The 24,491-nt window shown below is 75.0% G+C and carries 26 protein-coding genes; 6 read left to right on the forward strand and 20 right to left on the reverse strand.

The window, feature by feature from the left end:
* Nucleotides 1-169 precede the first annotated feature (169 nt).
* Both ACYVG5_RS15320 and ACYVG5_RS15325 read right to left on the reverse strand, forming a co-directional pair.
* On the reverse strand, nt 170-865 hold the full coding sequence (locus ACYVG5_RS15320) for a response regulator (RefSeq protein ID WP_222050111.1): 696 nt from the start codon (nt 863-865) through the stop codon (nt 170-172).
* Nucleotides 862-2,058: an ATP-binding protein gene (locus ACYVG5_RS15325; RefSeq protein ID WP_460683317.1), complete on the reverse strand. Its 1,197-nt coding sequence runs from the start codon at nt 2,056-2,058 to the stop codon at nt 862-864. Before ACYVG5_RS15325 ends, ACYVG5_RS15320 begins: the two co-directional genes overlap by 4 nt.
* A 134-nt stretch (nt 2,059-2,192) precedes the next feature.
* On the opposite strand from ACYVG5_RS15325, the gene ACYVG5_RS15330 reads away from it, so the two are divergent.
* The 3 genes from ACYVG5_RS15330 to ACYVG5_RS15340 are packed head-to-tail and all read left to right on the forward strand — an operon-like array spanning nt 2,193 to nt 3,793.
* On the forward strand, nt 2,193-3,125 hold the full coding sequence (locus ACYVG5_RS15330; RefSeq protein WP_222050110.1) for a PspC domain-containing protein: 933 nt from the start codon (nt 2,193-2,195) through the stop codon (nt 3,123-3,125).
* A complete protein-coding gene (locus ACYVG5_RS15335; RefSeq protein ID WP_222050109.1) occupies nt 3,118-3,411 on the forward strand; it encodes a hypothetical protein in 294 nt (97 codons plus the stop codon). The genes ACYVG5_RS15330 and ACYVG5_RS15335 overlap by 8 nt, the downstream gene beginning before the upstream one ends.
* A 34-nt stretch (nt 3,412-3,445) precedes the next feature.
* Nucleotides 3,446-3,793 (forward strand): hypothetical protein, encoded by a 348-nt coding sequence (locus tag ACYVG5_RS15340; protein WP_222050108.1) that lies wholly within the window; start codon nt 3,446-3,448, stop codon nt 3,791-3,793.
* Nucleotides 3,794-3,881: 88 nt separating this feature from the next.
* On the opposite strand, the gene ACYVG5_RS15345 is transcribed toward ACYVG5_RS15340, so the two are convergent.
* The 4 genes from ACYVG5_RS15345 to guaB form a co-directional block, all read right to left on the reverse strand.
* Nucleotides 3,882-4,907 (reverse strand): sodium:calcium antiporter, encoded by a 1,026-nt coding sequence (locus tag ACYVG5_RS15345; protein WP_460683318.1) that lies wholly within the window; start codon nt 4,905-4,907, stop codon nt 3,882-3,884.
* Nucleotides 4,908-5,038: 131 nt separating this feature from the next.
* Entirely contained in the window at nt 5,039-6,601 is a 1,563-nt protein-coding gene (gene guaA, locus ACYVG5_RS15350; RefSeq protein ID WP_222050107.1) for a glutamine-hydrolyzing GMP synthase, read from the reverse strand.
* 1 nt (nt 6,602) lies between these two features.
* Entirely contained in the window at nt 6,603-7,775 is a 1,173-nt protein-coding gene (locus tag ACYVG5_RS15355; protein WP_222050106.1) for a GuaB3 family IMP dehydrogenase-related protein, read from the reverse strand.
* Nucleotides 7,776-7,840: 65 nt separating this feature from the next.
* The gene (gene guaB, locus ACYVG5_RS15360; RefSeq protein ID WP_460683319.1) at nt 7,841-9,361 is read right to left on the reverse strand and encodes an IMP dehydrogenase; all 1,521 of its coding nucleotides are present in this window, start codon (nt 9,359-9,361) and stop codon (nt 7,841-7,843) included.
* A gap of 176 nt (nt 9,362-9,537) precedes the next feature.
* On the opposite strand from guaB, the gene ACYVG5_RS15365 reads away from it, so the two are divergent.
* Nucleotides 9,538-9,948: a DUF5319 family protein gene (locus tag ACYVG5_RS15365; RefSeq protein WP_222050105.1), complete on the forward strand. Its 411-nt coding sequence runs from the start codon at nt 9,538-9,540 to the stop codon at nt 9,946-9,948.
* 77 nt (nt 9,949-10,025) lie between these two features.
* Here ACYVG5_RS15365 and ACYVG5_RS15370 read toward each other — a convergent pair whose 3' ends face one another.
* The 3 genes from ACYVG5_RS15370 to ACYVG5_RS15380 form a co-directional block, all read right to left on the reverse strand.
* Complete coding sequence (locus ACYVG5_RS15370) at nt 10,026-10,190, reverse strand: hypothetical protein (RefSeq protein ID WP_460683320.1); 165 nt, start codon at nt 10,188-10,190, stop codon at nt 10,026-10,028.
* 146 nt (nt 10,191-10,336) lie between these two features.
* Nucleotides 10,337-11,068: a type IV toxin-antitoxin system AbiEi family antitoxin domain-containing protein gene (locus tag ACYVG5_RS15375; protein WP_222050103.1), complete on the reverse strand. Its 732-nt coding sequence runs from the start codon at nt 11,066-11,068 to the stop codon at nt 10,337-10,339.
* Between the two features lie 179 nt (nt 11,069-11,247).
* Nucleotides 11,248-12,033, reverse strand: coding sequence for a LuxR C-terminal-related transcriptional regulator (locus tag ACYVG5_RS15380; RefSeq protein ID WP_222050102.1), 786 nt, complete (start codon nt 12,031-12,033; stop codon nt 11,248-11,250).
* Nucleotides 12,034-12,389: 356 nt separating this feature from the next.
* Between ACYVG5_RS15380 and ACYVG5_RS15385 the strand changes: the two genes are divergently transcribed.
* Nucleotides 12,390-12,689 (forward strand): WhiB family transcriptional regulator, encoded by a 300-nt coding sequence (locus ACYVG5_RS15385; protein WP_246630887.1) that lies wholly within the window; start codon nt 12,390-12,392, stop codon nt 12,687-12,689.
* Between the two features lie 322 nt (nt 12,690-13,011).
* Here ACYVG5_RS15385 and groL read toward each other — a convergent pair whose 3' ends face one another.
* The gene (gene groL / locus ACYVG5_RS15390) at nt 13,012-14,652 is read right to left on the reverse strand and encodes a chaperonin GroEL (RefSeq protein ID WP_222050100.1); all 1,641 of its coding nucleotides are present in this window, start codon (nt 14,650-14,652) and stop codon (nt 13,012-13,014) included.
* Nucleotides 14,653-14,820: 168 nt separating this feature from the next.
* Nucleotides 14,821-15,129, reverse strand: coding sequence for a co-chaperone GroES (gene groES, locus ACYVG5_RS15395; protein ID WP_179654014.1), 309 nt, complete (start codon nt 15,127-15,129; stop codon nt 14,821-14,823).
* Between the two features lie 188 nt (nt 15,130-15,317).
* Here groES and ACYVG5_RS15400 point away from each other — a divergent pair, with 188 nt between their 5' ends.
* Nucleotides 15,318-16,592, forward strand: a complete 1,275-nt coding sequence (locus ACYVG5_RS15400) for a class I SAM-dependent methyltransferase (RefSeq protein WP_222050099.1) — start codon at nt 15,318-15,320, stop codon at nt 16,590-16,592.
* A 15-nt stretch (nt 16,593-16,607) separates the two neighbouring features.
* On the opposite strand, the gene tsaD is transcribed toward ACYVG5_RS15400, so the two are convergent.
* The 9 genes from tsaD to ACYVG5_RS15445 form a co-directional block, all read right to left on the reverse strand.
* Nucleotides 16,608-17,642: a tRNA (adenosine(37)-N6)-threonylcarbamoyltransferase complex transferase subunit TsaD gene (gene tsaD / locus ACYVG5_RS15405; RefSeq protein ID WP_222050123.1), complete on the reverse strand. Its 1,035-nt coding sequence runs from the start codon at nt 17,640-17,642 to the stop codon at nt 16,608-16,610.
* A gap of 34 nt (nt 17,643-17,676) precedes the next feature.
* Nucleotides 17,677-18,129 (reverse strand): ribosomal protein S18-alanine N-acetyltransferase, encoded by a 453-nt coding sequence (gene rimI, locus ACYVG5_RS15410; RefSeq protein WP_460683321.1) that lies wholly within the window; start codon nt 18,127-18,129, stop codon nt 17,677-17,679.
* Nucleotides 18,130-18,202: 73 nt separating this feature from the next.
* Entirely contained in the window at nt 18,203-18,874 is a 672-nt protein-coding gene (gene tsaB, locus ACYVG5_RS15415; protein ID WP_246630886.1) for a tRNA (adenosine(37)-N6)-threonylcarbamoyltransferase complex dimerization subunit type 1 TsaB, read from the reverse strand.
* A gap of 143 nt (nt 18,875-19,017) precedes the next feature.
* Nucleotides 19,018-19,464 (reverse strand): tRNA (adenosine(37)-N6)-threonylcarbamoyltransferase complex ATPase subunit type 1 TsaE, encoded by a 447-nt coding sequence (gene tsaE, locus ACYVG5_RS15420; protein ID WP_222050098.1) that lies wholly within the window; start codon nt 19,462-19,464, stop codon nt 19,018-19,020.
* Entirely contained in the window at nt 19,461-20,087 is a 627-nt protein-coding gene (locus ACYVG5_RS15425) for a uracil-DNA glycosylase (protein ID WP_222050097.1), read from the reverse strand. Before ACYVG5_RS15425 ends, tsaE begins: the two co-directional genes overlap by 4 nt.
* Complete coding sequence (locus tag ACYVG5_RS15430) at nt 20,087-21,280, reverse strand: alpha/beta fold hydrolase (RefSeq protein ID WP_222050096.1); 1,194 nt, start codon at nt 21,278-21,280, stop codon at nt 20,087-20,089. The genes ACYVG5_RS15425 and ACYVG5_RS15430 overlap by 1 nt, the downstream gene beginning before the upstream one ends.
* Nucleotides 21,280-22,446, reverse strand: a complete 1,167-nt coding sequence (gene alr / locus ACYVG5_RS15435; RefSeq protein WP_460683322.1) for an alanine racemase — start codon at nt 22,444-22,446, stop codon at nt 21,280-21,282. Before alr ends, ACYVG5_RS15430 begins: the two co-directional genes overlap by 1 nt.
* Entirely contained in the window at nt 22,443-23,912 is a 1,470-nt protein-coding gene (locus ACYVG5_RS15440) for an NAD(P)H-hydrate dehydratase (RefSeq protein ID WP_222050095.1), read from the reverse strand. The genes alr and ACYVG5_RS15440 overlap by 4 nt, the downstream gene beginning before the upstream one ends.
* Entirely contained in the window at nt 23,909-24,286 is a 378-nt protein-coding gene (locus ACYVG5_RS15445; protein WP_222050094.1) for a holo-ACP synthase, read from the reverse strand. Before ACYVG5_RS15445 ends, ACYVG5_RS15440 begins: the two co-directional genes overlap by 4 nt.
* Nucleotides 24,287-24,491 lie beyond the last annotated feature (205 nt).

A 24,491-nucleotide genomic window follows, 5' to 3' on the forward strand; every position in this document is an offset into this window, starting at 1 on the left:
ACCGGGCGGCCGACAGATCAACTGGAAGACACCAACGGTCAGCCGTTCCCAGAGTCAGACCACCGGTGCGGGGCTCGCCTTCAATCATCACTGCCGTCCCCTTCGCCGCTGAGCCGTTGAGTCGCGCCTGCGCGGAGCCCTCCGGGCCCCACTCGGCGCAACAGCGCAACTACAACAGGCGGTTGGTCGCCGCCCACCGGGTGAGCTCGTTGCGGTTGGACAGCTGGAGCTTCCGCAGCACGTTCGACGCGTGGGACTCGACCGTCTTCACCGAGATGAACAGGCGGCCACCGATCTCGCGGTAGGTGTAGCCGCGGGCCAGCAGCTGCATCACCTCCCGCTCGCGGGCGCTGAGCAGGTCCAGCCCGGGGTCGGTGGCCGGGTCCTCGGCCACCGGCGCCGGGGCGGCCGGCGCGGCGGCGGCGGCGAAGGCGTCCAGCACGAACCCGGCCAGGCGCGGGCTGAAGACGACGTCGCCGTCGGCGACCCGCTGCACCGCGGCCCGCAGGTCGGGGCCGGAGATGGTCTTGGTCACGTAGCCACGGGCCCCGGCCCGGATGACGGCGATGACGTCCTCGGCGGCGTCGGACACCGACAGCGCCAGCCATCGGGTGGCCGGCAGCTCGGCGTGCAGGGCGGCCAGGACGGCGCGCCCTCCCCCGCCGGGCAGGTGCACGTCGAGCAGGACGACGTCCGGTGTCGCCGCCCGGATGCCCTCGACCGCGGTGGCGACGTCGGCGGCCTCGCCGACCACGTGGACCGCCGTCCCGAGCTCCGCGCGTACGCCGGCCCGCACCATGGCGTGGTCGTCGACGATGAAGACCCGCGTCGCCGCGGCCCCGGCCGCGGTCCCGGCGGCGGTCATGCCGGCACCTCCGTCCGGGCGCGGGGCAGGCAGAGCTCCACCTCCGTGCCCTCCCCCGGGGCCGAGCGCACGGTGGCCGTGCCACCCGTGCGGGTCAGCCGGGCCACCACCGAGTCACGTAGGCCCCGCCGGTCGGGGGCGACCGCGGTCGGGTCGAAGCCGGTGCCCCGGTCGCGGACGAAGACGACCACCGAAGCCGGGGTGACCTCGCTGTAGAGGGAGACAGCGGGGGCGCCGGAGTGCTTGGCGGCGTTGACCACCGCCTCCCGGGTGGCCTGGCCGAGCGCGGCCACCACGTCGTCGACCGGCAGGTCGCCGACCACCACCGGCTCGACGGCGACCGCGTGGTCGGCCTCCACCTCGGCGACCAGCCGGGCCACGAGCCCGGCCCAGGTGCCTCCGGTGGCCACGGTGGGCTCGTACAGCCAGGTGCGCAGCTCGCGCTCCTGGCTGCGGGCCAGCCGGCCGACCAGCTGCGGGGACTCGGCGTGCCGCTGGATGAGCGCCAGGGTCTGCAGGACCGAGTCGTGCAGGTGGGCGGCGACCGCGGCCCGCTCCTCGGAGCGCACCCGGGCGGTGCGCTCCTCCGCCCGCTGGTCCAGGAGACGGCGCCACAGCGGAGCGGTGGCCAGCGCGACCCCCACCAGGATGACCAGCGTGGCGGCGAATCCGTTGCGGGCGTTGACCAGCTGACCGGTGGTGGCCAGCAGCAGCACCACCCCGCTGATGCCCAGCACCAGGCCGGCGACCAGCCCCCACCGGGTGGCCCCGCGGGCCAGCGTGCGGTCGGTGTCGAACTGCCGCCAGATCAGCGCGAGGCCGGCCCCGGCCAGCAGCAACGGCACCACGACGTTGCTCCCGCCCCAGGTGGCGAGCGGGGTGACCAGCACGAGGGCGCCCAGGCCGAGCAGGCTCAGCCCCACCACCTGCCGCCGGCTCGGCGCCGCACCGGATGCCGCGTCGTCCGCCGGCCCTGCCTCGGGGTCGCGGTCGGCCAGCGTCATGGTCAGCCACAGCAACGCGTAGCCGAAGACCCCCACTCCGGTGACCGCGAGCACGACGAAGGCGATCCGGACGACCAGCGGCTCCAGCCGGAGGTGCTGCGCCGTCCCGGCGGCCACCCCGGCGAGCATCCGGCCCCGCCGCGGCCGCACCAGGGGCGGCCGGGGCACGAGCAGCGCAGCGGAGGTCACGCCGACGATCGTCCCACCGGCCAGGCCCGTCAGACACCGGTGATCACCCGGAGTCGGGGCAGCCGGCACAGATCAGGGTCGGGTCAGGTGGTTCCCCGATACCGCCGGGCGCACCTGCTCGGCAGGCTCGGGGCATGACATCGGCACCTCCTCCCGCCTACCCGCCGCCGGCCGGCGAACTGCCACCCGGGCCGTTCCCCCCGCCACCACCCGGCGCCGACCAGCGGCCCCCGTTGCATCGCAGCCGGACCAACAAGGTCATCGGCGGGGTCGCCGGCGGCCTGGCCGAGTACACCGGCATCGACGCGCTGCTGTGGCGGGTCGGCTTCGTCGCGGTGACGCTGGCCTGGGGCGTCGGCCTGATCATCTATCCGCTGCTGTGGCTGCTCATGCCGCCGGCGGCGGCCGGCCAGGCCGCCCAGGTCACCCAGACGCCGAGAGCACCGCACGGTCCGCGCTCCCCTGTCCCGGGCATCACGCTCGCCGCCCTGCTGATCGTGATGGGCATCGGCGCCCTGGTCTCCCGGTTCACCGACTGGGACCTCGGCGCCCGCGGCTTCCTCGGCAGCGCGCTCGTCGTCGTCGGGATCGGGCTCGTCATCGCCGCGGTGACCGGCGCCGGCCGGGGCGCCCGCAGCGTTCTCGTCGTCCTGGGCGGTGTCCTGTCGCTCGCCGCGATGGTCAGCACGACCGACCCCGTGCCCGAGGGCTCGGTGGGCGACCGCACCTACCGGCCGATGACCGCCGATGCGGTGCAGGACCGGTACGACAGCGGCGTCGGCGACCTCACCCTGGACCTGACCCGCCTCGACCTCAGCGACCTCGACGGGCCGCTTCCCGTGCTGGTGAACTCCGGCATCGGCGACGTCGCGGTGATCGTGCCCCGCTCGGCCGACGTCCGGGTCAGCGTGGACAACGGTCTCGGGGAGGCCGACGTGTTCGGCGACTCCTCGGACAGCGGGTTCTACCCGGGCACCGGCTCGGCTGCCTGGACCGACGACGACCTCGCCGAGTTCCGCCTCACCGTGGAGTCCGGCATCGGAGATGTGAAGGTGTCCCGTGGCTGACTACAGCGAGTTTCCGACCACGCCCACCCGGTGGCAGGAGAACCTGTGGCCGGAGCCGATCACGACTCCCGAGGCGGAGCCGCCGGCAGCCACGGGGAAGCGCGCGGTCGACCGGTTCTCCCTGGTCGTCGGGCTGGCCTTCGCCGTGCTGGGCCTGCTGGTGGCCGTGGACGTGGACCTGCCCGACGGCCTGTTGTGGGACGGCGGCATGGCCTGGCTGCTGCTCCTCGGGGCCGGCGTGGCGCTGCTCGTGACCGAGCTGCGCCGTGCCCGTCGCCACCGCTGACCGACCGACCCCGACCCCGACCCGGAGGCGGACCGTGGACGAGACCCGGCAGCTCGCCGACCGACCGGCCGAGGTGCGGCCGGCCCCCACCGGGCCGGCCGGTGCCCGGCCGGCCTGGTGGGGGCTGGTCACCCTCGTCGCCGGGGCGCTCTCGGTTCCGCTCGTGCTGGTCGACCCGGTCTTCGCCGCTGCGCTGGGGATCGTCGTCGGCGTGGTCGGCGTGCTGGGGGCGCGCTCGAGCAGCGGCACCGAACGCCGGCAGCACCTGGCGGGCACGGCGTTCGGCATCACCACCGAGGTGCTCCTGGTCCTGGCGCTGACCGTGCTGGGCTCGTCCCTCGGGGCGGCCGCACCCTGGCCGGTCCTGGTCGCCGTGCCGTGAGCGGACCGGTCGAGGGCACGACGACGTCCCTGCTCGGCGGGCACGAACACTCCCGTCGCTCGCTGGCCACGCCCGGAGCGGCACGGTGTCACCGGCTGAACAGGGCCAGGGCGATGGTGGCCACGTAGATGACAGGTATCAGCATGCCCTCGAAGCCGATTCCCTTGCGGTCGCGCATGACCAGCCCGGCGGTGAGCACGGCGATCAGCAGCATGGTGCCACCCAGGAGCACCAGGCTGGTCGGCCCGGCCGCCCGGTAGAGGGACCCCTCCAGGTAGCCGATGTCCGCCAGGGAGATCATCAGCATGTCGTAGACGTTCCCCCCGACGATGTTGCCCACCCCGAGGGTCAGCTGGCCCATCCGCACGGCCGTGACCAGCACGACGAGTTCGGGCAGCGAGCTCACGGCGGTGGTCAGGGTGAACCCGACGATGCCACCCTCCAGACCAGTGCCGGCCGCCACGCCGAGACCGGCCTGCCCGACGATCCAGCCGGCGACGCCGACGAGCAGGCCGAGGCCGGCCAGGGTGCCCCACAGCCGGCCGGTGGAACGCCCGGAACCCTCCTCCCCCTCGGCGTCGTCCACCTCCGTCGCCGACGTGTGGGTGGGCACCCACATCGGGTGATCGTGCATCCGGCGCAACAGCACGAGCCCGTAGGCGTACAGGAGGGGGATGAGCAGCGTCACGGGATGGATCCAGCCCAGCGTCAGCTGGGGTGTCGAGTAGGCGATCACCGGCAGCGACAGCATCGCCATGAGGATCACCGACTGCATGACGTTCTCCAGGGACGCCGCGGCGTGCTCCAGGTTCGCCCGCCGGTACACCAGGTCGGCGATCGCCAGCCAGACCGTCTGCAGGGCGATGCCACCGACCGGGTTCGCCAGCGCGAATCCGGCATCCCCCTCCAGTGCGCCGGTGAGCACGGTGACGTTCCCGGGCAGCGACGTGACCGCACCCAGCAGCAGCGCCCCGCCGACCGCGTCACCGAGGCCGGTGCGGTCGGCGAGCTCGTCGGCGGTGCGGGTCAGCCGAATGCCGACGAACACGATGAGCAGCGCCATGGCGGCCAGGGCCAGCACGCTCGGCAGGAGTGGCCAGGTTCCGGTGGTCACTCGCGAACCTCCTGGTGACGACGGTCAGACCGCCGACCACCTCAGCACGGCCGCCGGCCGCCCGCAGCTCGTGCGGCCCTCCTGCAGGCCCCGCCCCGCGCCTCAGCGAGGGGCGGGAGGCAGCACGGCCCTCATTCCCATTCGATGGTGCCCGGGGGCTTGCTGGTCACGTCCAGCACCACCCGGTTGACCTCGGCCACCTCGTTGGTGATCCGGGTGGAGATCCGAGCCAGCACGTCGTAGGGCAACCTGGTCCAGTCCGCGGTCATCGCGTCCTCGCTGGACACCGGGCGCAGCACCACCGGGTGGCCGTAGGTGCGCCCGTCGCCCTGGACGCCCACCGAGCGGACGTCGGCCAGCAGCACCACCGGGCACTGCCAGATCTCGGTGTCGAGCGACGCCGCGGAGAGCTCGGCGCGGGCGATCGCGTCGGCCTGGCGCAGCACGGTGAGCCGCTCGGCGGTCACCTCCCCGACGATCCTGATACCGAGGCCCGGACCGGGGAACGGCTGGCGCTGCACCAGGGTGTCCGGGAGCCCCAGCCGGCGGCCCACCTCGCGCACCTCGTCCTTGAACAGCGTGCGCAGCGGCTCGACGAGGGTGAAGGTGAGGTCCTCGGGCAGCCCGCCGACGTTGTGGTGGCTCTTGATGTTCGCCGTCCCGGATCCGCCGCCGGACTCCACCACGTCGGGGTACAGCGTCCCCTGCACCAGGAAGTCGACGGTCTCGCCGTGCTCCTGCGCGTCGGCGACGACGTCGAGGGCGGCCCGCTCGAAGACCCGGATGAACTCCCGGCCGATGATCTTCCGCTTCTGCTCCGGGTCGCTGACCCCGGCCAGCGCACCGAGGAACTGCTCGCCGGCGTCGACCACCCGCAGGTCGGCGCCGGTGACGGCGACGAAGTCGCGTTCGATCTGCTCGGTCTCGCCCTCGCGCATCAGGCCGTGGTCGACGTAGACGCAGGTGAGCCGGTCGCCGATGGCCCGCTGCACGAGTGCCGCCGCCACCGCGGAGTCGACCCCGCCGGACAGTCCGCAGATCGCCCGCCGATCCCCGATCTGCGCGCGGATCGCCGCCACCTGCTCCTCGACGACGTTGGCCATCGTCCAGCTCGGCTCCAGGCCGGCGATGTCGAACAGGAAGTGCTCGAGCACGGACTGCCCGTGTGCGGTGTGCCGGACCTCGGGGTGGAACTGCACCCCGGCCAGCCGGCGGTCGACGTCCTCGAACGCGGCCACCGGCGCGCCGGTGCTGGTCGCGGTCACGGTGAACCCGGGTGGAGCGGCGCTGACCGCGTCGCCGTGGCTCATCCACACCGACTGCTCGTTCGGCAGCGCGCCGAACAGCTGCCCGGGGGTGGTGACGGTCAGCTGCGTTCCGCCGTACTCCCGGTCACCGGTGCGGGCCACGGTGCCGCCGAGGCCCGCGGCCATGGCCTGGAAGCCGTAGCAGATCCCGAAGGCCGGGACCCCGGACTCGAACAGCGCCGGGTCGACCTGGGGGGCGCCCGGGGCGTACACGCTCGACGGCCCACCGGACAGGATGATCGCCGCCGGCTTCCTGGCCAGCACGTCGGCCACCGGCAGGTCACCGGGGACGAGCTCGGAGTAGACGCCGGCCTCCCGGATGCGCCGGGCGATGAGCTGGGCGTACTGGGCGCCGAAGTCGACGACCAGGACGGTCGGGAAGTCCACCTCAGCCGACCAGGTGCCCGGCGGCGGGTGCGGTCTCGCCGTTGCCGCCGCCGATGACCAGGTCGACCCGCTGGAACTCCTTGAGGTCCCGGTACCCCGTCTTGGCCATCGTGCGGCGCAGCGCCCCGAACAGGTTGGTGCGCCCGTCGGGAGCCTCGGCCGGGCCGAGCAGCACCTGCTCCAGCGTGCCGCGCGGCGCGGCGGCCGTCGAGGCGCCGCCGCGGGGCAGCCGCGGGTGGGCCGCCACCGAGTCCCACCACACGCCGCCGGCCGGGGCCTCCTCGGCCGACCGCAGCGGCTCACCCAGCTGGACGGCGTCCGCCCCGCAGGCCAGCGCCCGGGCGATGGCGCCGCTGGTCTCGATCCGGCCGTTGGCGATCACGTGCACGTACCGGCCGCCGGTCTCGTCGAGGTAGTCGCGACGGGCCGCGGCGGCGTCGGCGATCGCGCTGGCCAGCGGCACCCGGATGCCCATCACCGCGTCGGCGGTGGACCAGCTGTCGGCGCCCACGCCGACGATGACGCCGGCCGCGCCGGTGCGCATCAGGTGCAGCGCGGTCTGGTAGTCGGCCGCCCCGCCCACGATCACCGGGACGTCGAGGTCGGCGATGAACTCCTTGAGGTTCAGCGCCTCCCCGGAGGTGGTCACGTGCTCGGCGGAGACGATGGTGCCCTGGATGACCAGCAGGTCGACCCCGGCCGACAGCACCGCCGGGGCGAGCCGCAGGGTGTGCTGCGGAGAGATCCGCACGGCCGTGGTCACCCCGGAGTCGTGCAGTTCCTTGACCCGGGCGGCGACCAGGTCGGGCTTCACCGGCTCGGCGTAGAGCCGCTGCAGCAGCGCGGTCGGGGGGCCGGCCTCCGCCGACGACGCCGCCTTGAGCTGGCGGTAGACGTCGGTCGGGTCGTCGTAGCGGGTCCAGAGGCCCTCGGCGTTGAGCACGCCCAGACCCCCGGCAGCACCGACGGCGATGGCGGTCGCCGGGCTGACCACCGCATCGCTGGCGCTGGTGATCATCGGGATGTCGAACCGGAAGGCGTCGATCTGCCAGGCCGTGGAGACGTCGTCGACGTCCCGGGTGCGGCGGCTGGGCACGAGGGAGACCTCGTCGAGGTCGTACCCACGGCGGGCGAACCGGTTGAGACCGATCTCGACGTTGTCGCGTACGGGCATCAGGTCACCGGGCTCGGTAGTTGGTGGGCTTTGTTGTTCTCGCGGATGGCACGGGTCGCATCCGGTCACCTCGCCCGGTAGTTGGGAGCTTCGTTGGTCATTTGAATATCGTGCGGGTGGCTCTCGGTGAGCCCGGCGGAGGTGATCCGGGTCAGCTGGCCACGCTCCTGCAGCTCGGCGATGGTCGCCGCGCCGGCGTAGCCCATCGAGGCGCGCAGCCCACCGACCAGCTGGTGGGCGACGCCGGCCAGCGGCCCGCGGTAGGGCACCTGGCCCTCGATGCCCTCGGGGACGAGCTTGTCGTCGGAGAGCACGTCGTCGGCGAAGTACCGGTCCCGACTGAAGGACTGGCTGCCGCCGCGCTTCTGCATCGCACCCAGCGAGCCCATGCCCCGGTAGGACTTGTACTGCTTGCCGTTGGTGAAGACCAGCTCCCCGGGGGCCTCCTCGACGCCCGCGAACAGGCCGCCGATCATCACGGTGTCCGCACCGGCGACCAGGGCCTTGGCGATGTCGCCGGAGTACTGCAGCCCGCCGTCGCCGATGACCGGGACGCCGGCCGGGCGGGCGGCGAGAGCGGCCTCGTAGATGGCAGTGACCTGCGGGACGCCGACGCCGGCGACCACGCGGGTCGTGCAGATGGAGCCGGGGCCGACGCCGACCTTGACCGCGTCCACCCCGGCGTCGATGAGCGCCTGCGCGCCGGCCCGGGTCGCGACGTTGCCCCCGATGACCTGGACGGCGAAGTCGGCCTTGACCCGGGCGACCATGTCGAGCACGGCGCGCTGGTGTCCGTGCGCGGTGTCCACGACCAGGACGTCGACCCCGGCGTCGACGAGCAGCCCGGCCCGCTTGTAGGCGTCCTCGCCGACGCCGAGTGCGGCACCGACGAGCAGCCGGCCGCCGGCGTCCTTGGTGGCGGAGGGGAACTGGTCGCGCTTGACGTAGTCCTTGACGGTGATCAGGCCGCGCAGCCGGCCGGCCTCGTCGACCAGCGGCAGCTTCTCGATCTTGTGCTGGCGGAGCAGCGCCAGCGCAGCCTCCGGGTCGACCCCGACCGGGGCGGTGACCAGCGGCATCGGTGTCATGACGTCGCGGACGAGCCGGTTCTGATCGGTCTCGAAGCGCATGTCGCGGTTGGTGATGATCCCGACCAGCACACCTTCGGCGTCGGTGACGGGCGCACCGGAGATGCGGTAGCGCGCCGAGAGCGCGTCGACCTCGGCGAGGGTGTTGTCCGGCGAGCAGGTGACGGGGTTGGTGACCATGCCGGCCTCGGACCGCTTGACCAGGTCGACCTGGCCGGCCTGGTCCTCGGCGGCGAGGTTGCGGTGCAGCACGCCCACCCCGCCGGCGCGGGCCATGGCGATGGCCATCCGCGACTCGGTGACGGTGTCCATCGCGGAGGAGACCAGCGGGATGGCCAGCCGGATGCCACGGGTCAGCCGACTGCTGGTGTCGACCTCGGCCGGGACGACGTCGGAAGCCCCGGGGATGAGCAGGACGTCGTCGTAGGTCAGCCCCAGCGGGGCGAACTTGGCCGGGAGTTCGGGGATGCGCTCGTCGGGCTGCATGCGTGCCGCCACCCTCTCACGATGATGGGGGAGCGCCGGGAGGGCGCATGGGGACCCACCTCATGCTAGGCGGAACCCCCCGGAGTCCCCCCGCCCCGTTACCGTTGTCCGGTGGGCGGGCGTGCACGTCCACCTGCCGGCTCCACCGGCAGCGCAACGGGGCCGGCACGTGCTGGCGAGGAGGACACGTGGACGCGTGGGACGACACATTCGGTCCGGACCCGGAGTTCGGGCCCGACGACCGGTCGGGTCAGCCTCCGCTGACCATCGAGGAACGCGCCGGGGTCCTCGACGACCTGGCTGAGCTCGAGGTGTTCCGCACCCTGCTGGAACCGACCGGGGTCAAGGGCATCGTCGTCGACTGCCCGGACTGCGACGAGGAGCACCACGTCGACTGGCCGCTGATGCAGGCCAACCTGCGGCAGCTGCTCGACGAGGGGCAGACCGGCCGGCACGAGCCGCCGTTCGACCCCGACCCCGACGACTACGTCAGCTGGGACTACGCCAGCGGGTACGCCGACGGGGTGGCTGCCCTGGCCGAACGCGAGGAGCCCAGCGGCCGCCACGGCACCGCCGGACGGCACGCCCGCGACGACTAGCGGGGGCGACCGAGCCTGAGCCGCCCGGCCGACCGGTGGACCGCTTCACGACGTGGTCCACCGGTCGGGCAGCCGGCTCAACCCGTCGCGGCGGCGGCGGCACGCACCCGCCCCAGCGCCCGTGGCACGGCGCGGAACGACCGCTCCACGGGCCCGGGGACGACGAGCTCCCGGCGCATCCGGGACTCGACCGGCGCCCAGCCCCGCCCCAGGTCGGCGTTGACCAACCGGACGAACCGCACCCCGACGGCTCGGAGCAGGTCCTCACGGCGCTTCTCGTCGAACAGGACGTCAGGGGGTGCCGTCGGTAGGCCGGCGCGGATGTAGGGGCCCCTGTGCAGGGTTCCGCCGCGAGCTTGCGAGCGGTGGGGGGCAGAGGGGTCCTTCGTCAGCCGTCGACCACCTTCACCAGCCGTCCGTCGACCCACAGTTCCACCTGCGGCACGTAGGGCGGCAGGCCAGCAGAGCGGAAGCGCAACCGGCCACGGGTCTCCAGCCAGGTCTCCGCACGCCCGTCCGCCGCGGCGACCGCGCGGGCGGCACGAGGGGTGCGTGGCGCGAAGCGGTGCCGTTCGAGGACCTCCTGGAGCTGTTCCGGCGTGACCAAGCCACGGAGCAGGGCCGCGTCCAGGGCGGCGACCGCGGGCAGCTCCGCCCACTCCCTGGCCGTGTCGACCAGGGTGCGGGCCGGGATCGTGAGCCGGTGTCCGCCGCGGGTGGTCACCTCGTCGCCCGGGAGTTCCGCTCGCGTCATCACGTAGCCGGGCCCGGAGCGCCACCGGTCCGGGTCGGTGAGCCGCACGTCCGGCGCCAGCCCAGCGGGGACGGGCAGACCCCAGAGCCGGGCCGCGGTGCCGTGGCTCAGCGCCGCGCCGGGTCTGGCCAGGGCCGAGGTCACCACCAGGACGTCGAGCTCGGGACGTCGCCCGGCTGCCTCGACCGCGGCCAGGTCGGTCGCAGTGACGAACCACCCCCGGCGCACCCGGACCCAGCAACCGGAGCGGACAGCGCTGCTGATCTCCCGCTCGGTGACCCCGGCCGCCGTCAGGTCCGCGCTGCTGAAGAGGCCGCAGCGGGAGGAGGCGGCGACGCGGACCGGGCCGGGCAGTGGCAGGGACACCAGAGGACGCCAGGGAGATCTTGAGCTCAGCGGCAGCCGGGAAGGGCACTCGCTCGCCGACATAGTCGGCTCCGGAGTCCGGGCGCGGGGCCGGAGGCTCCCGCCCGGACTCCGGGCAACGGCTCAGCGAGAGCCGGGCACGACACCTGACCGCGGGGCGATCCGCGAGGATCGCAGTGTCACTGCATCAGGCCGCGGCGGAAGCCGGTGGCGACCGCCTCGGCACGGTCCTTCGCGCCGAGCTTGCGGAACAGCCGGCGGGCGTGGGTCTTGATGGTGTCCTCGGACAGGTAGAGCTCGCGGCCGATCTGGGCGTTGCTCTTGCCCTCGCTCATGCCGGTGAGCACCTGCATCTCCCGCGCCGACAGCGCCACGTGGGCGACCTCGGGCACCGTGGAGCGCACCGTCGTGGGGGCGAACCCGGCCAGCGGGCTGGCTCCGGCCCAGGACGGCGCTCCCCCGGCGGGGGGCCCGGCGAGGGAGCCGGCGAGGGAACCGGCGGCGGCCATGGCGTGCAGTGGCTGCCGCGCAACAGAGGCCATCGGCTGCCCCGGGCGCTGCACCTCCGGGCGCATACCGGTCCGGGAGAGGCCCAGACCGAGCTCCAGCGGGCTGGCGTCCCAGCGCAGGTAGCCGCGGGCGCCGAGGGCGATGGCGGCGCAGATCGTGTCGGCGTCCTCCGGCGCGCCGAGCATCAGCACCGCCAGACCGGGGTGGCTGCGCAGCACCAGGGTGGCGACGGACAGGCCGCTGTCGGTGGCCCGCTGCGTTCCGACGAGCAGGACGTCGGGCAGCCGGTTGGCCAGCCGGGCGGTCAGCGAGGCGGGGTCCCCGACGGCCTCCACGCGGCTCACGAACGGCAGCGCGAGCAACCGGCCGGCGACGTCGTCCCGCACGCGGCGCCGGTCGTCGAACACCCACACGACGGCGCTTGCGCCGTTGCCCCGCACCCTGTCCTCGATCACTGCTGCTCCTGTCCGCGTCGCCCCCCGGGGAGCCGGCGCCATGCCGGCCGGGCGTCGCCCGACCGGGTGGTCGAGGCGGGTGACACCCGCCTCGGGAACGCCGTCGCCGTGTCCCCACCGGGGTGGTCGGCACTCCCTGTGACCACCTTGATCCACCCCGTCAGGTGACGACACCGCCTCTCACTCCCGCGGGTGACGGTGGTAATGGGAGGGATCCGGCCACCCCGGCCCGATGCACATCCGCGGACATCCCGCAGCGCGAGGGCGAACAGGTGTGTTTGGGCGCGGTTGGCAGCGGGCACCGGCTGATTCGTGACCGGGTAGACCCCCGGGTGCACCCGAGCCGAGGAGGTCCCATGGCCGACATCCGTCGACTGCCCACGCCCGTTGCCGAGGTGTGGGACTGGCAGCTGCACGGCGCCTGCCGGGGCGAGAGCACGTCCCTGTTCTTCCACCCCGACGGTGAGCGCGGCCCGGCCCGCGCCCGCCGCCAGACCGCTGCCAAGGCCGTCTGCGGACGCTGCCCGGTACTCGACGCCTGCCTCCAGCACGCCCTGTCGGTCCGCGAGCCCTACGGGGTCTGGGGTGGCATGAGCGAGGAGGAGCGCACGAGGCTCATCGCCGCCGAACCGGCGGCCATCGCCGCGGGGGTCTGAGAAAGGGTTCCCTGCCCCCCACCGCTCGCAGGCTCGCGGCGGAACCCGGCAGGGGGCCAACCCGGGAACGCCGAGAGGGCCGGTCCGACATGCGTCGGACCGGCCCTCTCGGCGTTCAGCGGGCCGTACGGTCGGCCGGGCAGTTCGCCCAACCGACCTTACGGCCCCGCCCTCCTCACCCCGGCGTGCGAGGGGTGAGGAGAGCGGTCAGGCCCCGCTCAGAGGCTCGCCCCGAGCTTGCGAGGGGTGAGGAGAGCGGTCAGGCCCCGCTGCAGGGTCCCGCCGCGAGCTCGCGAGCGGTGGGGGGCAGTGGGGTCCTTCTTCAGTGGCTGTGCCCGTGCCCGCCGTGCGAGTGACCGTGGGTGTGGTTCCCGGCGGAGTCGTCCTGCTCGGCGGGCTTCTCCACGATCGCCGAGTCGGTGGTCAGCACCATCGCCGCGATCGACGCGGCGTGGGACAGCGCGGCCTTGGTGACCTTGACCGGGTCGATGACGCCCTGGGCGGCAAGGTCGCCGAACTCACCGGTCGCGGCGTTGAAGCCCTGCCCGATGCCCAGCTCGCGGACCCGGCCGACGACGACCGGACCCTCGAAGCCGGCGTTGGAGGCGATCAGCGACAACGGGGAGTCGATCGCCTTGCGCACCGACCGGGCACCGATCAGCTCGTCGCCGGTCAGCGTCAGGTCGTCGATGGCGGCGGCGGCGTGCACCAGCGCGGACCCCCCACCGGGGACGACGCCCTCCTCCACCGCGGCGCGGGTGGCGGCGATGGCGTCCTCGATCCGGTGCTTCTTCTCCTTCATCTCGACCTCGGTGGCCGCTCCGACCCGGATCACCGCGACGCCGCCGGCCAGCTTGGCCAGCCGCTCCTGCAGCTTCTCGCGGTCCCAGTCGGAGTCGGTCTCCTCGATCTCGCGGCGGATCTGCGCGACCCGCTCGCCGATGCCCTCGGAGGTGCCGCCACCGTCGACGATCGTGGTCTCGTCCTTGGTGACGGTGACCCGCCGGGCGGTGCCGAGCACCTCGAGGCCGACCGAGTCCAGCGACAGGCCGACGTCCTCGGTCACGACCTGGCCGCCGGTGACGACGGCGAGGTCAGCCATGAAGGCCTTGCGCCGGTCACCGAAGAACGGCGACTTCACCGCGACGACCTTGACGGTCTTGCGGATCGAGTTGACCACCAGGGTCGACAGCGCCTCGCCCTCGACGTCCTCGGCCACGATCAGCAGCGGCCGGGCGCCGCCGGCGAGCACCTTCTCCAGCAGCGGCAGCAGGTCGGCCAGCGCGCTGATCTTGCCACTGACCAGCAGCACGAGGGCGTCCTCGAGGACGGCCTCCATCGCCTCGGAGTCGGTGACGAAGTAGGGCGACAGGTAGCCCTTGTCGAACTGCACGCCCTCGGTGACGTCGAGGTCGGTGGAGAAGGTGTTGGCCTCCTCCACGGTGATGACGCCGTCCTTGCCGACCCGCTCCATCGCCTCGCCGATCAGCTCGCCGACCTCGGCGTCCTGGGCGGAGATGGTGGCGACCTCGGCGATGGCGCGACGGTCGTCGACCGGGGTCGCCGCCTTGTCCAGGGCCTCGCTGACCGCGTCCACGGCCACGCGCATGCCGCGGCCCAGGGCCATCGGGTTGGCGCCGGCGGTGACGTTGCGCAGGCCCTCGTGGACGAGGGCCTGGGCGAGCACCGTGGCGGTGGTGGTGCCGTCGCCGGCGACGTCGTTGGTCTTGGTGGCGACGTTCTTGGCGAACTGGGCGCCGAGGTTCTCGTACGGGTCCTCGAGCTCGATCTCGCGGGCGATGGTCACGCCGTCGTTGGTGATGACCGGCGCGCCGAAGCTCTTGTTGATCACCACGTTGCGGCCGCGCGGGCCGAGGGTGACCTTGACGGCGTCGGCGAGCTTGTCGACGCCACGCTCGAGGGCGCGGCGGGCGTCCTCGTCGAACAGGATGATCTTGGCCATGCCAGACCTCTCTCAGGTGGTGCGGAGCGATGCGGGGCAAACGACGACCGCCCCGGAAACCCGGTGGATCGGGTCGCCGGGGCGGTTGTCAGGTGACGTGCTGGAGCGGCCCCGTCGCAGGGCCCCGACACGAGCTCGCGAGTGTCGGGGGGCGACGGGGTCCTTCTACTACTTCTCGACGACGGCGAGCAGGTCGCGGGCGGAGAGGACGAGGTAGTCCTCACCGGCGTACCGGACCTCGGTGCCGCCGTACTTCGAGTAGACGACCACGTCGCCGACGTTGACGTCGAGCGGAACGCGGTTGCCGTTGTCGTCGATGCGGCCGGGGCCCACGGCGATGACCGTGCCCTCCTGCGGCTTCTCCTTGGCGGTGTCCGGGATGACCAGGCCGGAGGCGGTGGTGGTCTCGGCCTCGTTGGCCTGGACCACGACCCGGTCTTCCAGCGGCTTGATGTTGACCTTGGTAGCGGTCGTCACGATGTGACGCCCCCTTCGTGTCGACGGGCTCTTGAGGATGGTGCTGATGCTGGTGGCACGGGGCCGGGCTCCTGCCGTCGCGGGGGTCAGGTACCGGCCTGTGTCGTCTGGCACTCTACCCACCCGAGTGCCAGCCGCTCAACCGGGTCGGTCGGGGTTCCCCCGACCGGGTGCGACAGGCTGTCCCGGTGGCCGCCCCGGACGACGCCGACGACTCCGCCGGGCAGGCCGCGGAGACGGTGCGCCAGCTCCGCGCCCTGGCCACCCCGGCGGGCGCCACGGCCCTCACCCGGGCCGCCGCGCTGCTGGCCGACCGCACCGACGCGGTGACCGCGTTGACCCGGCTGCGCGCCGAGGTGGGCGTGGAGCTGGCCGGGCCCGCCTGGGGCATCGCCCGCCAGCGGGCCAGGGCCCGGCCGGTGTTCGGGGCTGACGCCGACCGGCTGCTGTTCACCGGCGACACCCTGGAGCAGGCCGGCCGGCCGGCGCTGGCCGACCGCCGCGCCGCGCGGCTGCTCGCCGGCGGGGCCGGCACCGTCGCCGACCTCGGCTGTGCCGCCGGCACCGACACCGTGGCCCTCGCCCGGGCGGGGGCGTCGGTGGTGGCCGTGGACCGCGACCCGGTGGCCCGGGAGCTGACCTCCCTGAACGTGGCTGCGCTGGGCCTGGGCCGGGTGGAGGTGCGCGAGGCCGACGTCGTCGAGCTGGTGGCCGCCGCCGGCGACGGCCGGGTCGCCGGCTGCGCCGCCGCCGTGCTCGACCCCGCCCGGCGGGCCGGCGGCCGGCGGCTGCTCGACCCCGACCGGTGGTCCCCGCCCTGGTCGACGGTCACCACGCTGCTCGACCGGGTCGGCACCTGCGTGGTCAAGGTCGCCCCCGGGCTCGACCACGACCGGGTTCCCGCCGGGGTCGAGGCCGAGTGGGTGTCGGTGGGCGGCTCGATCGTCGAAGCGCTGCTCTGGGGCCGGGGCGTGACCCACACCTGGCGCCGGGCGACCCTGGTGGTGGGCGAGGCCGTGCACGAGCTGACCGCGGCCAGCGACCCCGGCCCCTCGCCGGTCGGCCCGGTGCGCGGCTGGCTGCACGAACCGGACCCGGCGGTGATCCGCTCCGGCCTGGTGTCGCAGGTCGCCGCCGACCTCGGTGCCACCGGCGTCGACCCCACGATCGCCTACCTGACCAGCGACGCCCCGGCGCCGTCCCCGTGGGTGAGCAGCCTCGAGGTGACCGACGTGCTGCCGTTCTCGCTGAAGCGGCTCAAGGCGCTGCTGCGCAGCCGGGGCGTGGGCCGGGTGACGGTGAAGAAACGGGGGTCGGCGATCGAGCCGGAGACGCTGGCCCGGCAGCTGCGCGGGCCCGGCGACGGGACGGCGGTCGTCGTCGTCACCCGGGTGGCCGGCGCTCCCACCGTGCTCGTGTGCCAGGCCCCGTCCAGAGGCTCGCCCCGAGCTTGCGATGGGTGAGGAGGACGGGGTCCTTCAACGGCTGACGACGTCGATCGGCAGTGAGCTGTCCGCGCCCAGGTCGGCCCCCGACGGGGCGATGCCGGCCTCGACCAGTCGGGAGCCCAGCGCGGCGACCATCGCGCCGTTGTCGGTGCACAACCGGCGGCTGGGCACGCGCAGCACGATCCCGGCGGCGTCGCACCGCTCCTGCGCCAGCACGCGCAGCCGGGAGTTGGCCGCCACCCCGCCACCGATGACGAGGTGGTCGACACCCTGATCACGGCAGGCCCGCACCGCCTTGGCGGTGAGCACGTCGACCACCGCCTCCTGGAAGGCCGCCGCGACGTCGGCGATCGGCACCGGTTCGCCGGCCCGCTCCCGCGCCTCGACCCAGCGGGCGACCGCCGTCTTCAGCCCGGAGAACGAGAAGTCGTAGGGGGCGTCGCGCGGACCGGTGAGCCCGCGCGGGAAAGCGATGGCCGCCGGGTCGCCGTCCCGCGCCGCCCGGTCGATCGGCGGGCCGCCCGGGAACGGCAGCCCGAGCACCCGGGCCACCTTGTCGAAGGCCTCCCCCGCGGCGTCGTCGATCGTCTGCCCCAGCGGCTGCACGTCCTGGGCCAGGTCGGGCACCAGCAGCAGCGAGCTGTGCCCGCCGGAGACCAGCATGGCGATCGTCGGCTCGGCGAGCCGACCGTGCTCCAGCTCGTCGACCGCGACGTGGGCGGCGAGGTGGTTGACGCCGTACAGCGGCACGTCCAGGGCCAGCGCGTAGGCCTTGGCCGCGGCCACGCCCACCAGCAGCGCGCCGGTCAGCCCGGGCCCCGACGTCACCGCGATCGCGTCGACGTCGGTGGCCGCCACCCCGCCCTCGGCCAGCGCCCGGTGCACGGTGGGGACCATCGCCTCCAGGTGCGCCCGGGAGGCGATCTCCGGAACGACGCCGCCGAACCGCTCGTGCGCAGGGCTCGACGTGGCGAGCGCGTCGGACAGCAGCGTCTGCCCGCGCACGAGACCGACGCCGGTCTCGTCGCAGGAGGTCTCGAACCCGAGCACCAGCGGCTCGCTCATCGTGTCCACCGTTCGCTCCCGCGGGGCGCTCCGCTCATCGCCGTACCTCCCGGCTCATCACGACCGCGTCGGTGTTGCTGGGCTGGTAGTACCCGCGGCGCCGGCCGATCTCGGTGAACCCGCGCCGCCGGTACAGCCCCTGGGCGACCTCGTTGTCCGCGCGCACCTCCAGCAGCACCACCTGGCTGCGGGTGTCCGCCTCGGCCAGCAGGGTGTCCAGCAGCCGGGCACCGACGCCCTGCCCCTGCGCCGTGGCGGTGACGCCGATGGTGGCGATGTGCGCCTCCTCGGGGTAGGCGATCAGCCCCGCGTACCCGATCAGGGCGCCCGCCTCGTCGACGGCGACCAGGTAGTGCCGGCTGTCGGTGCGGTGCAGCTCGTCGCGGTACATCGCCGCGGTCCAGGTGTCCGGGGCGAACAGCTCCTCCTCCATCGCCAGGACGGCGGGGAGGTCGGCGCGGGTCATGTCCCGCAGGATCACGCTCACGAGGCTTCCTCGCTGGCGCTCGTCCGCCTCGTGCGCGCCGCTGCTCTGCCCATGCATGAGCTCGCAAGCTCGCTCATGGCTGGCTGACCGCCTTGCGCAGCGGCGGCGGGACGGCATCGGGACGGCGGAGGTAGAGGGGGACGAGCGGGGCCGCCGACGCCGGGTCGGCGAGCTGGGGCGCCGCGGCGCGCAGCAGCCCCGCCGTCGTCACCTCGGCCGGGGCGACCTCGACGCCGAGCCGCGCGCCGAAGGCCGCGTCGCCGACCACCGGCGGAGTGGGCGACAGATCGGCCGGGCGGTCCACCGCCGGCCCGGCCAGCCGGATGCCGTCGGCGCCGTAGCGAGCCCAGTAGACCTCCTTGCGGCGGGCGTCGGTGACCACGGTGCGGAGGCCCGCGCCGATCGCGTCCAGCGAGCAGACCCCGACGACGGGGAGCCCGCGGGCATCGGCCAGCGTGGCCGCGGTGACGACGCCGACCCGCAGGCCGGTGTAGGGCCCCGGCCCGAGCCCGGTGACCACGGCGCCGAGGTCGGCCATCGCTGCGCCGGCGCCGGCCAGCACCGCACGGATCGTCGGGGTGAGCAGCTCGGCGTGCCGGTTGCCCGACGCCACGCTCCGCTCGGCCAGCACCTCGGCAGCGGCGCCGGGCGCCCAGCGGGCGAGCCCGACGACGAGGGTCGGGGTCGCGGTGTCGAGAGCGAGGACGAGCACGACGAACCAGAGTAGTTGCCGCTGCTCCGGCATCGGGGCGCCGCTCTGCTCTCGCCGGCCTGCGGAGGGCCGGCACCCGCCGGCTCCTGGCCGACGACGAGTCGACGACCGACGAGGACGTACCGGCGACGTCGGGGTACCGGCTGGGGACCGGCCGGGTGCCCGTGGACCGGGGCTCAGCGCAGCCGCTGCTCCCAGCCGGGACCGTGCGGGACGAGCCGGGCGGTGCGGACGTCGTCGTCCCGCCGGTCGAGCTCGACCACCAGGTGCTCGTCGGCGAGCTGCTCGACCAGCCCGTGCCCCCACTCCACGACGGTGACCGCCTCCCCCGCGGTGGCGTCGAGGTCGAGGTCGTCGACGTCGGCCATGCTGCCCAGCCGGTAGGCGTCGACGTGCACCAGGGGCACCCGGCCGCCGCGGTGCACCCGGGCCAGCACGAAGGTCGGCGAGGTGACCGGGCCGGGCACGCCGAGGCCCGCCCCGATCCCCTGGGTCAGCGCGGTCTTCCCCGCGCCCAGCGGGCCGGCGAGGACGACGAGGTCACCGGCCTGGAGCAGCTGCGCCAGCGCCCGGCCGAACGCCTGGGTGTCGGCGACGGTGGCCAGCAGGTGGTCGCGGTTCACAGGCTGCCCACCACGGCCGCGAGGTCCTCGGCCAGCGCTGCCCGCGGGGCGCCGTTCGGCCCGAAACGGATCGCGGCCGACGGATGGTAGGTGACCCAGAGCGCCCGCCCGCCCACGTCGTGCGGCCGGCCGCGCACCTGCCCGAGGACCGTCCGGGGTCCGAGGAACCACTTCGCCGCCGAGAGCCCCAGCGCCACGACCGCCGGGGGGTCGAGCAGGTCGAGCTGGCGGTGCAGCCAGCCGCTGCAGCGGGCGACCTCTGGGGCCTTCGGCGTCCGGTTGCCGGGCGGGCGGCACTTGACCACGTTGAGCACTGCCGTCTCGGCGCGGTCCAGGCCGGCCGCGGCCAGCAGCTGGTCCAGCAGGGCGCCCGATCGCCCGACGAAGGGCCGGCCGGTCTCGTCCTCGGTGGCGCCCGGCGCCTCGCCGACCAGGGCGACCAGCGGCCGGCCCGACACCGGCACGTCACCGACCACCACGTGCTGCCGGGTGGCCGCGAGCTCGGGGCAGGCGAGGCAACCACCGGCCACGGCTGCCAACGACGCCCAGTCCGGAGCCGCCGCGGCGGTGCGGGCCACCTCCTCGGCCGGCGCGCCCGAGCGAGGCGGGCGGAGGTCGGGCATCAGCGGCGGGCGGGCTGCTCGGCCGCCACCCGCCGCAGCAGCGCCGAGAGCGCAGCCGTCACCTCGGCCGGCTTCTCCAGCAGCACGAGGTGGCCGGCACCGGGGACGACGACGAACTCGGTCGAGTCGCTGCCCGTGCGCCCGAGCTCCTCGACGATCCGCTCGCTGTGCGCCTGCGGGATCAGCTTGTCCGCGTCGCCGGTGAGCACCAGCGTCGGGACGCGGCGCAGCGGCTCGATCGCCCCGCCGGCATCCAGGCCGGCAATCGCCGGGTAGAACTCGGCGATCACGTCGACCGGGGTGCCGGCGATCATCGCGTCGACGTAGCGACCGAGTGCCGGGTCCACGTCGGCCGAGGCGAACGACAGCGACCAGGTCGCCGCGGAGACGACGTCCTTGGCCAGCCGGCGGGCGTGCTCGGCGAACCCGGGCCGCCGGCGCATCACGAACGCGGCCACCGGCAGCACGGCCGCGCGCACCCGGGTGAGCAGCTGGGGCAGGCCGAAGTCGAGGTCGGCCAGGTTGCCGCTGGAGGTAGAGGCCAGGGCCACCCCGGCCACCCGGCTGCCGAAGAGGTCCGGCCGGTGCTGGGCCAGCGTCAGGATGGTCATGCCGCCCATCGAGTGGCCGACCAGCACCACCGGCCCGCGCGGCACCCGCGCGGTGAGCACCGTCTCCAGGTCCGTGGCCAGCTGGTCGATCGTCGCGGAATCGGCGGCGCCCCGGCCGGAGGAGCCGTGCCCGCGCTGGTCGTAGAACACCAGCCGGGCGGTGGGGCGGTGCCCGTTGGCGGTGGCCAGCTCGGTGGCCAGCTCGCGGCGCTGGAAGGTCCACGATGCCATCGACAGGGCGTACCCGTGCACGAAGACGACGGTCAGCGGAGCGTCGAGCGGGCCGATCTCCTCGACGGCGAGGAGCACCCCGTCGTCGGTCTGGACCAGGGCCGTGCGGTCGGCCGGGCGGCGGGCGGCGCCGAGCGGGTCCTGCTCGCGCTGCTCCCGCGCCGGCAGGTCGGCGACCGCGCGGCCGCCGTTCCCGGCCTGGCCGGCGAGCTGGCCGGCCCGCACCCGGGACGTCGCCGTCCGGGTGACCGCGACGCCCACCGCGGTGCCGGCGGCCGCCAGCCCGACGGCCGCGCCGATCAGACCGGCGGTGCGGCCCAGGTGGTGCTCGTGCGGATGTCCGGCTGCCATCACCGCACCCCCGCCGTGCCGACGTACCGGCGGCGGAACCGGCCACCGACCCGGGTGACCAGTTCGTAGTGGATGGTCTCGACGGCGTCGGCCCACTGCTGCGCGGTGGGCTCCCCGCCGGTGCCCGGCCCCCACAGCACCACCGGGTCGCCCACGGCCACCGGGTCGTCACCGACATCGAGCACGAACTGGTCCATGCACACCCGCCCGGCGATCCGGCGCTGGGCGCCGCCCGCGAGCACGCGCGCGCGGTTGCCCGCCGCGCGGGGGACGCCGTCGGCGTAGCCGACCGGGACCAGCGCGAGGGTGGTCGCCTGCGCCGGTGAGTAGGTGTGGCCGTAGGAGACCCCGGCGCCGGCCGGCACCCGCTTGGTCAGCACCACCCGGGCCTGCACGGTCATCGCCGGCCGCAGCCCGTACTGCGCGGGGTTGCCGCCGAGCGGATCGAGCCCGTAGAGGGCGACGCCGGGGCGCACCATGTCGAACCAGGTGCCGGGGAGCGCGATCGTGGCGGCCGAGTTCGCCAGGTGCCGGCGGGCGCCGGTGAGCCCGGCTGCCCGGGCGACCGCCACCGCCTCCTCGAAGACCCGCACCTGCGCCCCGATGGTGGGGTGCCTCGGGGCGTCGGCGTAGGCCAGGTGGCTCCACAGCCCCACCACGGCGACCTCCCCGTCGGCCTGGGCCCGCGCCGCCGCGGCGACCAGCTGCGGCCACTCGTCGGGGGTGGCGCCCTCGCGGCCCAGCCCGGTGTCGATGGTGAGGTGCACCCGGGCGGTGCGGCCGGTGGCACGGGCCGCCGCCACCACCTCGGCCAGGCCCCAGGCCGCGTTGACCGAGACCTCGACGTCGGCCCGCAGCGCGGCGGCGTGGTCCTCCCCCGGCCCGTTCAGCCAGGCCAGCACGGGTGCGGTGATGCCCGCGGCGCGTAGCGCGAGGGCCTCCTCCAGCACCGCGACGCCGAGCGCGTCCGCGCCGCCGGCCAGCACCGCCCGGGCGGCGGGGAGCAGGCCGTGCCCGTAGCCGTCGGCCTTGACCACCGCCATCAGCGGCCGGTCCACCCGCTCGCGCAGGGCGGCGGTGTTGGCCGCGATGGCGTCGAGGTCGACCACCACCTCGGCCCTGTTCCCGACGGCCCGGTCCTGCGGGGCCTGCTCCACCAGCGTCACGTCCCCACTGTCCCAGGCGCGGCGTCGCCCGCCGTCCCGGCGCCCCGCAGCCGGGCCAGCGTCGCGGGGAGCCGGCGAACCAGGTCGCCCGCGATCAGCGGACCGGCCTCGGCGGCGAGCTGCCCCGCGCGGCCGTGCACGTGCGCGGCGACGGCGGCCGACTCCGGCGCGCCCAGGCCGGTGGCCAGCAGCGCGCCGAGGATGCCGGCCAGCACGTCGCCGGTGCCAGCGGTGGCCAGCCACGGGGTGCCGGTGGCGTTGACGTGGACCTGCCCCGAGGCGTCGGCGACCACGGTGGCGGCACCCTTGAGCAGGACCGTGCAACCGAGCTGGGCCGCTCCCCGGCGGGCGGCACCGACCCGGTCGTCGCCCACGTCACCGAACAGGCGGGCGAACTCGCGGTCGTGCGGGGTCAGCACCGTCGGCGCGGCGCGGCCGCCGACCAGCCCCGGCTCGCGGGACACCATGGTGAGGGCGTCGGCGTCCACGACCACCGGCAGGTCGGTGGCCAGCACCTCGGCGAGCGCGCTGCGGGCGTCGTCGTCGGTGCCCATGCCCGGGCCCACCACCCAGGCCTGCACCCGGCCGGCGTCGGCGGGCCGGCCGGCGGTGACGATCGCCTCGGGCCAGGCCGCCCGCACGCCCTCGGCGGCGGTGCCCGCGTACCGGACCAGTCCCGGCCGGGTGCGCAGCGCGGCACCGGTGCAGAGCACGCCGGCGCCCGGGTAGGTCGCCGACCCGGCCACCACGCCGACCACGCCCCGGGAGTACTTGTCGTCGTCGGCGCTCGGCGGCCCGAGGTGCGCGACGACGTCGGCGTCGGCGAGCTGCCCCGCGTCCGGCCGGGGAAGATGCCCGGCCAGGCCGATGTCGACCAGGTGCACCGTTCCGGCCGCGCCCCGCCCGGGGCCGACCACCAGCCCGGTCTTCACCGCGCCGAACGTGACGGTGTGCTGGGCGGGGAAGGCGGCACCGGGCACGGCGCCGGTGTCGGCGGCGACGCCGCTGGGCAGGTCCACGGCGACGAGCAGGCCGGGGCCCTCGGTGGCCTGGCGCACCAGCCGCGCGGCGGTCTCGCGCAGGCCACCCCGCCCGCCGATGCCCACGATGCCGTCGAGCACGAGGTCGGCGCGGTCCAGACCCGGATCACCGGGGCCGGTCACCCGGCCGCCGGCCCGACGCAGCGCGGCCAGCCCGCCGGCGTGCGCGCGGCCGGGATCGAGCAGGACGGCACGCACCGCGGCCCCGCGGGCGGCCAGCACCGCGCCGGCGTGCAGGGCGTCCCCACCGTTGTCGCCGGAGCCGACGAGCAGCACCACCCGGACGCCGTGCCCCCGGCCGAGTAGCCGGAGACAGACGGCCGCCAGGCCGGTGGCCGCCCGCTGCATGAGCGTTCCGGGGGGCAGCGCGGCCATCGCGGCGCGCTCGGCCCCCCGGACCTGGTCGGCTGTGTAGAGACCGATCACGCGGGGGCACCTTCGGCTATGACCACAGCGGAGGCGATGCCCCCGTCGTGCGACAACGACACGTGCCAGCCGGTCACCCCCAGCTGGGCGGCCCGGCGGGCGACCGTGCCACGCACGGTGAGCAGCGGCCGGCCGTGTTCCCCCACGATGACCTCGGCGTCGTGCCAGTGCAGGTTCCCCGGCGCGCCGAGGGCCTTGGCCAGCGCCTCCTTGGCCGCGAACCGGGCGGCCAACGACTCGCCGGTGCGGGGCGCACCGGCCGGGGTGTGCTGCTCGGCGCGCGTGAACAACCGGTCGCGCAGGCCCGGGGTGCGGGTGAGGGACGCGGCGAACCGCTCCACCGGGCACACGTCGATGCCGACCCCGATGATCACGCCGCCAGTGTGTCAGCGCCCGATGGTCGCCGTACTGGAACGGCCCCTCTGCAGGGCCCCGCCGCGAGCTTGCGAGCGGGTGGGGGCAGAGGGGTCCTTCACTCGACGGTGCCCCCACGTCGGTTCCGCCCCTGCTCCGCTCCTCGCTCGCTGGCGCTCGCTGGCGCTCGCTCACAGCGGCGTCACTCGACGGTGCCCCCACGTC

The organism is Modestobacter lapidis, from assembly GCF_054780755.1.